The 13,050-nt window shown below is 40.0% G+C and carries 12 protein-coding genes and 1 pseudogene; 8 read left to right on the top strand and 5 right to left on the bottom strand.

Annotated features, from left to right (window positions below):
- Window positions 1-104 precede the first annotated feature (104 nt).
- The 7 genes from XDD1_RS20100 to XDD1_RS15430 all read left to right on the top strand — a co-directional run bounded on the left by XDD1_RS20100 (window position 105) and on the right by XDD1_RS15430 (window position 7,924).
- On the top strand, window positions 105-218 hold the full coding sequence (locus XDD1_RS20100) for a chorismate mutase family protein (RefSeq protein WP_231854419.1): 114 nt from the start codon (window positions 105-107) through the stop codon (window positions 216-218).
- Window positions 219-297: 79 nt separating this feature from the next.
- The gene (locus XDD1_RS15405; RefSeq protein ID WP_045970159.1) at window positions 298-1,341 is read left to right on the top strand and encodes an IS630 family transposase; all 1,044 of its coding nucleotides are present in this window, start codon (window positions 298-300) and stop codon (window positions 1,339-1,341) included.
- Window positions 1,342-1,483: 142 nt separating this feature from the next.
- Entirely contained in the window at window positions 1,484-3,535 is a 2,052-nt protein-coding gene (gene pabB / locus XDD1_RS15410; RefSeq protein WP_045972550.1) for an aminodeoxychorismate synthase component I, read from the top strand.
- Window positions 3,532-4,413 carry a prephenate dehydrogenase dimerization domain-containing protein gene (locus tag XDD1_RS15415; protein ID WP_045972552.1) on the top strand — a complete coding sequence of 294 codons (882 nt, stop codon included), beginning with the start codon at window positions 3,532-3,534 and terminating at the stop codon, window positions 4,411-4,413. The genes pabB and XDD1_RS15415 overlap by 4 nt, the downstream gene beginning before the upstream one ends.
- Window positions 4,414-4,428: 15 nt before the next feature.
- Window positions 4,429-5,946: an MFS transporter gene (locus tag XDD1_RS15420; RefSeq protein ID WP_045972554.1), complete on the top strand. Its 1,518-nt coding sequence runs from the start codon at window positions 4,429-4,431 to the stop codon at window positions 5,944-5,946.
- A gap of 244 nt (window positions 5,947-6,190) precedes the next feature.
- Window positions 6,191-6,925 (top strand): SDR family NAD(P)-dependent oxidoreductase, encoded by a 735-nt coding sequence (locus XDD1_RS15425; protein ID WP_045972556.1) that lies wholly within the window; start codon window positions 6,191-6,193, stop codon window positions 6,923-6,925.
- 216 nt (window positions 6,926-7,141) lie between these two features.
- Window positions 7,142-7,924: an acetoin reductase gene (locus XDD1_RS15430; RefSeq protein WP_045973702.1), complete on the top strand. Its 783-nt coding sequence runs from the start codon at window positions 7,142-7,144 to the stop codon at window positions 7,922-7,924.
- A gap of 78 nt (window positions 7,925-8,002) precedes the next feature.
- Here XDD1_RS15430 and rlmM read toward each other — a convergent pair whose 3' ends face one another.
- The 3 genes from rlmM to XDD1_RS15445 are packed head-to-tail and all read right to left on the bottom strand — an operon-like array spanning window position 8,003 to window position 10,449.
- On the bottom strand, window positions 8,003-9,100 hold the full coding sequence (rlmM, locus tag XDD1_RS15435; RefSeq protein ID WP_045972558.1) for a 23S rRNA (cytidine(2498)-2'-O)-methyltransferase RlmM: 1,098 nt from the start codon (window positions 9,098-9,100) through the stop codon (window positions 8,003-8,005).
- Entirely contained in the window at window positions 9,093-9,488 is a 396-nt protein-coding gene (locus XDD1_RS15440) for a DUF423 domain-containing protein (RefSeq protein ID WP_045972560.1), read from the bottom strand. Before XDD1_RS15440 ends, rlmM begins: the two co-directional genes overlap by 8 nt.
- Before the next feature lie 37 nt (window positions 9,489-9,525).
- The gene (locus XDD1_RS15445; RefSeq protein WP_045972562.1) at window positions 9,526-10,449 is read right to left on the bottom strand and encodes a transcriptional regulator GcvA; all 924 of its coding nucleotides are present in this window, start codon (window positions 10,447-10,449) and stop codon (window positions 9,526-9,528) included.
- A gap of 419 nt (window positions 10,450-10,868) precedes the next feature.
- On the opposite strand from XDD1_RS15445, the gene csdA reads away from it, so the two are divergent.
- On the top strand, window positions 10,869-12,074 hold the full coding sequence (gene csdA / locus XDD1_RS15450) for a cysteine desulfurase CsdA (protein WP_045973704.1): 1,206 nt from the start codon (window positions 10,869-10,871) through the stop codon (window positions 12,072-12,074).
- 152 nt (window positions 12,075-12,226) lie between these two features.
- Here csdA and XDD1_RS15455 read toward each other — a convergent pair.
- Both XDD1_RS15455 and XDD1_RS15460 read right to left on the bottom strand, forming a co-directional pair.
- Window positions 12,227-12,490, bottom strand: a pseudogene (locus XDD1_RS15455) (phage major capsid protein); the annotation flags it as partial.
- A 166-nt stretch (window positions 12,491-12,656) separates the two neighbouring features.
- Window positions 12,657-13,049: a hypothetical protein gene (locus XDD1_RS15460; protein WP_045972566.1), complete on the bottom strand. Its 393-nt coding sequence runs from the start codon at window positions 13,047-13,049 to the stop codon at window positions 12,657-12,659.
- Window position 13,050: the final 1 nt, after the last annotated feature.

Consider the following 13,050-nt stretch of genomic DNA (forward strand, 5'->3'; position numbering starts at 1 on the left):
TACTATGCGAATCCAAGAAGACAAACCATCAAAATATATTACAACCATATAGGGATTCATTAGATATTATTAATGCTAAAATCCTTACTCTTCTTTCTGAGCGCATGAGTATCTGCATGAAAATAGCGGAAATAAAAGCAAAAAAAAATATTCCAATGATGCAACCTCAACGCATAAATTCACTAATGAAACTATTAAATGGCTTGCCAAAATGGTAGGAGTCTCAAAGAAACTCAGTCCTATTTTTGCGAATGTCTTGATTGCAATAAAAGAAACCGCAAAAGGAAGGACTGAGTTATGCTTATCTTACCACCAACCTCCCGAAATGAACGGCGCCAGATGAAAAAAGTCGTTCAAAAAACCACAGATAAAAATTATGCCCGCCGGATCATGGGCATACTCTGGTTATGCCAAGGAGAGCCGGTCTCCCAAGTGGCCGATAAACTGTGTTGCGCTGAGTCTTCTGTCTGGCGCTGGATTAAGCGGTTTAGGGAGCTGGGATGGATGGGGTTACTCAGTTTACCGGCAGGCCGCCATACCCGATGGCATTTAACCCCACTTTGGCCTTTTCTGTCTTATCTATTGGAACATTCTCCCCAACAGTTCGGTTATCTCGGTTCCCGATGGAGCCTGGCCTTTTTTGTATTTTTAATCAAAAGGTTACTTAATATCACCCTTTCAATGAGCACGCTTTACCGTTATTTCCGTCAACAAGGGATTGTCTGGAGAAGAGCGGCCCCGACAGTCAAGTTACCCGATCCGGAATATGAAGAAAAAATGGCCCGCATTACCGAAGCGCTTTCCCGGGCGTCAGAGAAACATCCTGTTGTTTATGAAGATGAAGTGGATATTCACTTGAACCCGAAAATCGGGGCGGGCTGGTATTTTAAAGGCCAGCAAAAACGCATTAATACGCCGGGTAAAAATCAAAAATACTACGTTGCGGGTTGTCTTGATGTCCGGACCAACAAAATTGTTTTTACGGGTTACATGAAGAAAAGCGCTCAATTATTTATCAATACGTTAGAAGAATTAAAACGCCAATATCGTCACGCAGAAACGCTCACCGTGATTTTAGACAACTACATTATTCATAAAAGTAAGTCAGTAAAAGCGTGGTTACGACAGAATCCAAGCGTGACACTTTTATTCCTTCCGGTTTATTCGCCCTGGTTGAACAAAATAGAGCGGTTATGGCAATCGTTACATGAAACGGTTACCCGTAATCATGGTTGCCAATTTATGTGGCAACTGATTAAAAATGTGAAAATTTTTTTAAAAACGGCGTCAGGAAAAAAGACGTTGAAAGGAATCAGAAATATCAGAGTCTCAGCATTATGAAAAGGCATTTAAAAGAAAGATCTCAAGAATTCAAGTTAAGAGAAGAGTATACAAAATCAATATTTGATTTAATTATTAAGGAAACATGTTATCAAGAAAGTATCTTGATAGAAAACTTTTTAAAAAATAAAGATAAATAAAGATGAAAATACTACTTATTGATAATTACGACTCTTTTACACAAAATATCGCTCAATACTTATACGAAGTTACTGGCGTGGAACCCGCTGTAGTGGCTAACTCTGTATCTTATGACGAGTTATTTATAAATAACTATGATGCAGTAGTTATTTCACCAGGCCCTGGTCATCCATCTGTATTCAATGATTTTGGGGTTTGCTCTAAAGTAATTCAAAATTCTAATATTCCTTTGTTAGGGATTTGTCTTGGTCATCAAGGAATTGTTTTATCCTTTGGTGGTTCTGTAAACCATGCACCTAAACCAGTGCATGGCTATCGCGACAGAATAAATCATACAAAAGATGGTTTGTTTTACAACTTACCTAAACGTTTTGAAGTTGTCAGGTACCACTCTTTAATATGCAATAACTTACCAGATGATTTAAAATGTTCAGCTTGGACTGATGATGGTTTAGTCATGGCAGTGGAACACAAAACAAAACCTATTTTTGGAGTCCAATTTCATCCTGAATCCATTTATTCTGAATATGGACATGAAATACTGAAAAACTTTATTGAAATAGCCAAAAAATATAATGAAAAAAGGGAAAAAAACCCTTGTTCAGTAATTGACTCCTATTTACTAATAGGAGGTAAAACTCATTATACTTTAAATGCCCGTGAATATGAAACAAAAATAGATCCTGAACTATTTTTTATGCATAATTATGGTGGTGAAAATTACGCCTTCTGGCTTGACAGTGAAAAATCCGATAATCCAAAATCTCGATTTTCAATAATGGGTGGTAATGATTCTTCGCAATCCATTATTATACGGTACGGCGTTCAAACAGAAACATTAAATATGATCGGCCCAGATGGTGAAACCTGTATTCAAGGTGATTTTTTTTCACAATTATCTATTTTATTAGAAAAAATTGAAATATCTTCACCTAAAGAACTTCCTTTTGGATTCAAAGGAGGATTTATTGGTTATCTAGGGTATGAACTAAAATCACTAACAATAGGAGAAAAAAAACACAACTCAGAATACCCAGATTTTTTATTGATATTCACTCCCCATTTTTTTGTTTTCGATCATTTTACAGAAAAGATTTACGAATGTATTTTGCTACCTTATGGAGATATTCCAAAATGGTCAACAAAAAACATCCCTATACACAATAAAGAAATAAGGAAAAACATCCCTAACTTTTCTCCTGGGCCTGTAGAATACAATAAAATAGACCTTAAAGACTCTCAAGAAAAATATATAAATAAAATAGAAAAAACACTTCAGTATATTAAAGATGGAGAATCTTATGAAGTATGCTTAACTAACAGAGCAAAAATGAGTTATACCTATCCACCTTTTTATGCTTATAAAAGAATGCGTCATATAAGCCCTGTTCCTTATGGTGCATATTTATCATGCGGTGACTTTTATATACTAAGTGCTTCTCCTGAAACGTTTTTATCTATTGATTCCGCTAGAAATATTGAGTCTAGACCTATAAAAGGAACAAGGGCAAGAGGAAGAACAAAAAGTGAAGATCAATTACTATGGAATAATTTGAATAATTCTAAAAAAGATAGAGCTGAAAATTTAATGATTGTTGATCTTGTACGTCATGACCTCAATCATGTATGTACCCCGGGAAGTGTACATGTTCCTGAACTATTCAAAATTGAAAGTTTTTCTTCTGTCCATCAATTAGTTTCAACAATACGTGGTCAATTGAGAGATAATATGCCTGTAATGGAAGCTGTTCGTGCCTGCTTTCCTGGAGGTTCAATGACTGGAGCACCGAAGAAGCGTACAATGGAAATTATCGATTCTTTAGAATCTTCAGCTAGAGGAATTTATTCCGGAGCTCTTGGATGGTTCTCTTTTAGCGGCGAAGTAGAATTAAGCATTATTATACGTACAGCAGTATTACGCGGTAAATGTGCAGAATTTGGTATAGGCGGTGCTATTGTCGCTGATTCTGATCCTTATGGAGAGTTCGAAGAAACATTGGTTAAAGCTAGTGTGCCACACTTTTGTTTTAGTGATATTAAGGGGAATATGTGAATAACCTTAAAATAGTCATTCTAGGTAGTAACGGTGCTATAGGTTCTTTTTTGGGACGTATTTTTTCTACTTCTGGTCATACTGTACATGGAATAGATAAACAACTTTCAGGAAATTATACATCTTATTCCCAAATAGACTTATTAGATCCTATTTCAAATATTGATGAAATATTCAATGAAGCAGATGTAATAATATTTACGTTACCTGAAACAGTTGCAATTAAAGCATTGCCATGGGTTTTATCAGCTATCAACGATAATGTATTGATAGTGTCAACTTGCTCTGTTCAAGAACCTTTTTACTCTTCATTAAAAACTATTTCTCCTCAACAACCTTTTATTGGTATTAACCCCATGTTTTCTCCCTCCCTACAGGAGAAGAATCGTCCCGTAATTTTAATTATCGAAGATATGCATAATGAACATGGCTGGATTGAATTAGTATTGACAAAGTTTCAAATGCGTATTACTAAAATGCGACCAAAAGAGCATGATAAAGTCATGGCGCTATGTCAAGTGTTACCCCATGCACTTATACTAGCATTTGGTTTGGCATTAAAAGCGAATTCAATTGATATAAATGTGTTATATAATATCACCCCACCTCCAATGCGTACAATGTTAGCTTTATTGTCAAGACTCTTGGTTAATCCAAAGGAAATTTATTGGGATATTCAATATGAAAATTATATGGCTGTAGAAATTCGTAAAAATATATTAGATGAATTATCTTTGTTAGATTCAATGGTTCAGTCTGGAGATAAGGTAGAATTTAATCATTCCTTAGATGAAATTAAACTAAAATTAGGGGAATGGCTCTATACTAGCTATACTGATTGTCAACACATTTTTCAAATTTTAAATGAAGATAAGTAAGAAGGAGTGAAAGTGATGTCATTTAGTGGCACTACCAAAACCAATGAGCAAGCGGGACTTCGTAATTGGCTAGGATTATTGATATTAATGCTACCTGTTTTATTAGTCACAGTAGACAATACTATTTTAGGTTTCGCTTTGCCAAAGATAGCAAGTGCACTGGAACCAAGTGCAAACCAACAATTATGGATAATTGACGCTTATGCATTGGTATTAGCAGGACTTTTAGTTTCTATGGGGAGCATTGGTGATCGTATTGGCCACCGTTTTTTATTATTATTTGGTTCATTGGGATTCACAGTTGTTTCAGTTTTGACAGCATTGTCTACATCCCCAGAGCAATTGATTATAGGGAGAGCTGCACTTGGTTTTTTCGGTGCAATGTTGATGCCATCAACTTTAGCATTAATCAGTTCTCTTTTTAAAAATCGTGAACAACGTCGTTTAGCTGTCGCAATTTGGGCAACAACATTAACTGTCGGTTCTGCTCTTGGTCCTGTTGTGGGCGGTATTTTGTTACAATATTTTGATTGGAATTCAATTTTCTTATTAGCAGTACCTGTATTAATACCTTTATTAATTTTTGGTACTATTCTATTACCTGAATCTGATAAAAAGAATACGGGAATTATCGATGTCTATAGCATTTTATTATCAATAATAGCAATGACTGGAATTGTGTATGCGATTAAACAGTTAGCGAGTAATGGATTCGAAATCAGTGTAGTTTTAGAATTTATCATTGGTTTTATTGCTGGAGTTCTTTTTGTCCGTCGACAAAAAAAGTTATTAACTCCTTTGATGGATATATCTCTATTTAGTAATGGCGTATTTACTGGTTCAATCATAGTTAATTTACTCAGTTTAGGTTTACTGATTGGCTTTGTATTTTTTGCTACTCAATTTTTACAAATTGTGCTTGATATGAAACCAATATCTGCCAGTCTTGCTCTAGTTCCTGGTCAAATTCTTGCAATTTTTGTTGGAATTTTAATTGTACCTGTTGCACAAAGAGTCCCTACATATTGGCTAGTACCCGTTTTGTTGGCACTAGCGGGTTCTGCATTTTTCTTAATTGCCTGTATAGGTAGTTATTTAACTTCAATAGTTATCGCTTTTGCATTATTGAACATAGGCGTAGGTGCAATCGCTTCAGTTTCTAATGACTTAGTTCTTTCATCTGTGCCTTCTTCCAAAGCCGGAGCAGCATCGGCAATCAGTGAAACAGCTTACGAGGTTGGTGTAGTTCTTGGAACAACAATTTTAGGGGGATTAATCACCGCTTTTTATCGTTTAAACTTGACATTGCCAGATGGAGTTTCTCTAGAACAAACAGGATTAGCTTTAGAAACTTTAGCTGGAGCTTATGTAGTCGCAGATTCACTGACAGAAAGTCAGGGGCGCCAATTAATTGAATCAGCCTCATATTCTTTTACAAACGCCATTAATACTACTAGTTGGTTAACATCAATATTAACTATAATAGTAGTCTTTATTTCCTGGCATCTACTGAAAGCATCGAAGACAAAATGAATATTTAGAAAATATAACAACGTTGTTATGTTAGTTTAAAAGCAGCATTAAGTCTTTTAACTTAACGCTGCTTTATGAAAAACTCATTTCCAATGTAAATTAATATTTGATTTTCTGTTTTCAAAGGATTTAAATTTCATTTAAAAATCACTCGCCATCATTAACAAATATATTTTCAATCGATATACTTGGGAAATAATTTAAATTTTATCAAACCCACCATAATATTCTAAAGGGGACTATTATGTTTAATTTAACAGGAAAAATAGCTCTTATTTCAGGGGGAACAAAAGGTATAGGGAAAGGAATCGCAAAAGTGTTAAAAAAATCAGGTGCAATTCCTATTATTTCTGGAATTAATAGTATCAATGGACAAAAAGTAGCAGAAGAGCTTGAAGTTGATTTCATTCCACTTGATGTATCTAACCAAATTGCGTGCAAAAATGCTGTCGACCATATTGTAAAAAAATATAGTCGACTAGATATTTTGTGTTCAAATGCAGGGATTTTTCCACAACATCATATAAAAAAAATGACTGTTGAAGATTGGGACTATGTCCTAAACATCAATCTTAAAGGAACATTTTTTTTAGTGCAATCAGCCCTAAACGTCATGGAAAAACAAAATAATGGAAGAATCATTATTACTTCATCAATTACGGGAGAGAAATTGGGTATTTCAGGTTCTAGTCATTATAGTGCGAGTAAAGCAGGACAATTGGGCTTTATGAGAAGTGCAGCTCTCGAATATGCAGAAAAAAACATAACCATTAATGCCATTATGCCTGGCTATATATTAACCGAAGGATTGCAAGAATTCGGTGACGATTATTTAAAACAGTTTAGAAATGAAATACCAACATGCAGATTGGGAACTCCTGAAGATATTGGTTACACAGTTTGTTTTCTAGCATCAAATGAAGCAAAATATATTACTGGACAAACTATTATAGTCGATGGAGGAATGACTATATCATAATTTAAAAACATCACAATAATATAAATTATACGTTAATTTTAATAGCATTCAATTGGTGATAGATTAGAATATACGTTATATAATAATTATTGAAAATTTATTTTTCAGAATAACTATTATGACATAATGAATGCTATACTTTCACAACAGGTACTTATCTCCATTAATAAACAATGGCAACCATTAAATTTTATTGTGAAACAATCTGGAGTATATATGAAAAATTTGAAAGGAAAGATAGTTTTAATTACGGGAGCAGCTCGTGGTATAGGACGAGGCATTGCATTAAGATTAGCCAGAGAAGGATGCCACCTTTCTCTTGTTGACCTGAATGTAGATGAACTAAAAAAAGTCAAAGAAGAAGTTGATAAATTAGGTTGTAAATCGGAAATTATAGTTTCCGACATTAGTCAAAGGAATGAAGTATATCAGGCTGTTGAATATACAGCTGATAAATTAGGAGGCCTTGATGTAATGATTAATAATGCGGGCGTATCTCAAGTAAAAAAAATAGCAGATGTACTACCCGAAGATTTAAATAAAATATTAGATGTTAATATTGGTGGGGTCATTTGGGGGATTCAAGCTGCTGCCAAACAGTTTAAGAAATCAAATAAAAAAGGAAAAATAATTAATGCAGCTTCTATTGCTGCCTATGACGGATTTGCCATGCTAGGCGTCTATTCTGCGACTAAATTCGCAGTTAGAGCACTAACTCAAGCTGCTGCCAAAGAATATGCCAGTTTCGGCATTACTATAAATGCGTATTGCCCAGGAATTGTGGGAACTGATATGTGGATAGAGATTGACGAGCGTTTTTCAGAGATTACAGGGGCCCCAAAAGGCACAACATATAAAAAATTTATCGATGAAATTGCATTAGGAAGAGCGCAAACTCCAGATGATGTTGCAGCGTTAGTTGCTTTTCTTTCTAGTAACGATTCTGACTATATTACAGGGCAATCAATTATTACTGATGGTGGTATTATTTATCGATAAATTTTGCGGGAGAGGTTTTAAGTTGAGAATAATGCTGCCAACAAGGCAGCATTCTTATTTCTTAGCAATCAAGGAGACTCAATAATCCCGCTCGGTGGCATAAAGAGACCAGATACGACGAACATGTACAGTGATCTCTTCACGATCGTGGTACAGGTGTTTCGCCTGAATCTGCGCATTCACACCATTTTCTTTCAATTGCTGTTCTATTTTTTGCAAAATATGCGCCACTTCCTCATAACGCTTTTTCATCGGCAACTTAAGATTGAAGATCGCCTCACGACACCAGCTTTGCACCAGCCAATCCGTCATCAGTTGGGCAACCTTGGCGGGTTTTTCAACCATATCACACACCAGCCAGTAAATGTTTTTCACCGGCGGCTCAAATTTAAAGCCATCTGCGCGGTGATGCTTCACTTGCCCGGTATCCATCAGGCTATCCGCCATCGGCCCGTTATCTACCGCATGAACCAGCATACTGCGTTTCACGAGCTGGTAAGTCCATCCGCCCGGACAAGCACCGAGATCCACGGCATGAAGGCCACTGTCCAGCCGCTCTTCCCATTCGTCATAAGGAATGAAAACATGAAAGGCTTCTTCCAGTTTCAATGTTGAACGGCTTGGCGCATCGGAAGGGAATTTCAGTCGAGGAATGCCCATATAAAAACGGGAGTTATTGTTGCTGTAGGAATACCCGACATAGCAGCAACCCGGTGCGATAAAAAAGACATGGATCACAGGGCGATTGTGACTTTCCTTCGCCAGCAACAGTTTTTCCTGCCGCAGGGCATTACGCAGCGGAACCGTAAACTTACGGCAAAATTTCATCAACTCCTTGCCTTCATTGGTATCCGGCACTTCTACACGCAGCTCGCCCGCCCGTTCAACGACCCCCATCAACATACCGGTAATCGGCGTAATGCGATCTTCCTGCGGCAAATTTTTCAGCAATTCGCCCACCACCAACATTTGACGGGCAAAAATCAATTCACTGAACGGAATTTCACGGATCAGGCGATCCGCATCATCCGGCTGATAACACTCAAACAGCACATAGCCGCTGTTCTCTTTCACACGGGCAAAACCGTAAACTTCTTTTTTACCCGCTTTATCGGTAATCTCTGCCGCGCACTCTTTTTCAAAACCCGGGCGGCAATATAAAACAACTTTATTCATGGCTGGGCGCCGATTTCCTTAGACGCAGAGCGCCAATTAATACACATAACCAACCGATGAGAAAACTGAACCCACCGATTGGCGTCAAATAAACCAGAAATTTTAGCGGTAAAAAGGCCAGACAATAAAGACTGCCGCTAAACAGCACGATCCCTGCTGCGAAAAAAATCCCACTCCAACCCCATGGCGCGACGGGCTGGCGCATCGATAAAGCGGCCAGCGCCATCATGGCGAGGGTATGCAGCCCTTGATATTGCAGGCCGGTATGTATCCATTCCATCTGACGCAGCGTCAGGACAGGTGCCAACAGATGTGCCCCCATCGCGCCCAATGCCACGTAGAAAAAGCCACTGATCCCAACCAAAATCAGCATGATTCGACTGCTCATCACACAGCTCCTGTTTATCAGCTATTGGCGATAGCCATTAAGGGTGTTGGGTGATAAACCCTAACCTTTCTTGCTCCGTCGCCGCTTGAGTCAGTATCCATTTCCGGAAGGCGGCGATCTTGCCCAATTCTGCCTGATTATCGTGACAAACCAAATAAAATGCGTTCTTACTGACCAAAACATCATTGAATGGGCAAACCAGCCGCCCCGCATCAATTTCATTCTGTGCCATCACATTATTCGCCAGAGCCACGCCTTGACCGTGCACGGCCGCCTGGATCACCATCGCGCTGTGGCTGAATATCGGCCCTTGCTGCACATTGATTTGCTGCTGCATATCAAGCTGGCGGATATAGGCTTGCCAATCCCGCCGCGATGAATCGTGCAACAACGTATGCCTGGCGAGATCGGAGGGGGTTTTCAACGGACGATCTCCCGTCAACAGTGAAGGAGAACAAACCGGCAACAGGTATTCCGGATACAGGCGATCCGTTCGCAACCCCGGCCAATTGCCCCGGCCATAAAAAATCGCGACATCGACATCATCGGCCAGTTTATCTTCTTCCCGATCCACCGCCTGAATGCGGACATCAATCCCCGGAAAACTCTGGTTAAAACCAGAAAGCCGGGGCACCAGCCACTGAATGGCAAAACTGGGGGATAAGCTGACCGTTAGCGCACCCTTGGCACTGCGCGCCTGAAGTTTACGGGTCGCATCATTGATGGCGGTAAAAATTTCCTTGATATCGAGATAGTAACTTTGCCCATCTTCCGTTAACAACAGCGACCGGTTACGGCGACGAAAAAGTTTCAATCCCAGAAAATCTTCCAGACTTTTCATTTGGTGACTCACGGCGGCCTGAGTCACAAATAATTCTTCTGCCGCTTTAGTAAAACTTAAATGACGGGCGGCGGCATCAAAAACGCGTAACGCATTGAGTGGAGGCAAACGTTTAGACATGTTCGTTTCTTATGTGATAGTGACGATACCGGTAACTCTTTTCATTCAGATATTAGTTTTTATAATCCGAATCATTATAATTTGTCCATTGATGATATACCAGCAAATCCCTATAGTGTGCGCACTTCCTAAGCCGGAACGAAAAGTCTCTTTGTAGCGATACACTGAAACTTTTGGCTTTGTGGTTGTGATGTTGTGTTTGCAAGTTGTCTGGAAAACCAGACTTTGTAGCTTAAGCTACTGTTTTTTTTCACTTCCTGTACATTTACCCTGTCTGTCCATAGTGATTTTTTTATGCACCGCAATTGCGGTGCTTTTTTTCCTGACGTTCTCCTGTAAAATTCCGCTTCTCTTGGTTAAAGAAAAGAGTGAAAGAAAAACTTATTCTTTATTACACAACGATTAAATTAGCGCCGTTTATGAAAGCTTTTGACTCCGCAAAATTCCGCCAGCAATTTCCCGCCCTGCAACAATCCACCACATTTCTGGACAGTGCAGCCACAGCATTAAAGCCGGCATGTATGATTGAAGCAACTGAACACTATTACCAAAACCACAGTGCAACCGTACATCGCAGCCAACATGCCACCGCGCAGGCCATCACTGCCCGTTATGAGCAAGCTCGTTCACTGGCGGCGGAACTGATCCATGCGCCACTGCCGGAAAATATCATCTGGACGAAAGGGACAACGGAGTCGATCAATCTGGTCGCCCAAAGCTACTTTCGCCCTCGCCTGCATGTTGGCGATGAAATCATTGTCAGCGAGCAGGAACACCATGCTAACCTGCTGCCGTGGCTGATTCTGGCTGAACAGACGGGTGCTAAAATCGTTAAATGGCCGCTTGGCAATCAACGCCAGCCAGAAATCGCGACCCTCGCAAACCTGCTGAATCAAAACAGCCGCTTGGTCGCCATCAGCCAAATGTCTAACGTGACGGGCACCGCCGTCGATTTGGCGCAAGTCACGGCACTGGCCCATCAATATGATTGCCGCGTTCTGGTCGATGGTGCCCAAGGTATCATGCACGCGCCTGTCAATGTGCAGCAACTGGATATCGATTTTTACGCCTTCTCCGCCCATAAACTGTATGGGCCAAATGGCGTGGGGGTATTGTATGGCAAAAGTGAATGTCTGAATGCGATGTCTCCGTGGCACGGCGGCGGCAAGATGCTGACCCATGTCTCATTTGACGGTTTCACACCGGAAGCCGTCCCTTATCGTTTTGAGGCAGGAACCCCCAACGTTGCCGGAGTGGTCGGCTTTGCCGCAACCCTGGAATGGCTGAAAGCCCTTGATATCCCGCTGGCTGAATCCCATGCCATTGCCCTGACGGATTACACCGAACAACAACTCAGCAAGCTGGCAGGTTTTACCAGTTACCGGGCGGCGGGTTCCAGCTTGCTGGCCTTCAATATCGCCGGAATACACCACAGTGACTTAGCCACGCTAATTGCAGAACAAAATATCTCCCTGCGTTCCGGCCAACACTGCGCCCAACCCTTGCTGGACGCCCTTGGGATCAGCGGCTGCCTGCGCGCTTCGTTTATGCCTTATAACAACCAGCAAGATGCGGACAGATTGATCAGCGCCGTTACGTTTGCGCTGTCGTTGTTGGGGGAGTGATGGTGACTGGCTTTTGTACCTCATCCCTCATACGGCATTCTTGCGGTACTTGTTCCTGAGCAGGAACTTAAGATCAATCAGGCTATCGGCCTCAAGGCTGACAACTTCCAGCTTTTGCAGGGTGCCGAAAGCGCGGGTTTTGTCGGCTTGGGTATCCGGCGCATGACCGATTCACAGGTAAGTTGCTGCATGATTTGTTTGTTCAGTTTGGGAATAACGGTATAGCCACCCTCGGACAGCACGCCCGTAGACAAGGCGCGGGTCTCTCCGGTCACGATATAGTGACGCAGTTCGTCGAACTGTTTGGCTTCATCGGCATTGAGTGAACACTTTTCGTTTTCGGCTTTGGTAAGCAGGGTGCGCATCTGGGTAGCTAAATCGGCTTTTTGCTGGCGTAATTCAAGTTGCTTTTTTATGGTGTTTTATGGTTGGTTATTCTGCTTAAGACACTATTTAACATCGTGAAAAATGATAAAAAAGCCCCTGACATTCAGAGGCTAAACTTGCGAAAACATGAGGACGGAATATTTACAAAGATTTTCATTTAAAATGACGGTATAAACCGCCATTCTGCTAAACTTACTATTCTTTGACTTTTATTATGTAGGTTTTATTAAACTCCCTGCTTCCTGAAAACATTGTTCCTCTAACTCCTCCTCCTACTGAGATATGTATCTCCCCTACTTTTGATGGTTTGCCGATTATCATTAATTTGTTGTAATTGTTTGATATTTTTTCCTTGCCATCAAGTGTAAATTTCTCTTTATGAGGACTCCATTTGATTCCTGAATCAGGTGGTTCTATAATAATTGGTGTTTTGGAATATACACCACCGCCTTCTATAAGAATAGAAACATGATATTCCTTGCCTACAGTGGCATCCGGCAGATAGTTTCCTTCGGGATAAACAGATACCGATGTTGAGCTACATGATGATGTAAAAATAATAAAAAGTAACAATATTATTTTTCTCATT

It is taken from the genome of Xenorhabdus doucetiae, from assembly GCF_000968195.1.
Classification (GTDB): Bacteria; Pseudomonadota; Gammaproteobacteria; order Enterobacterales; family Enterobacteriaceae; genus Xenorhabdus; species Xenorhabdus doucetiae.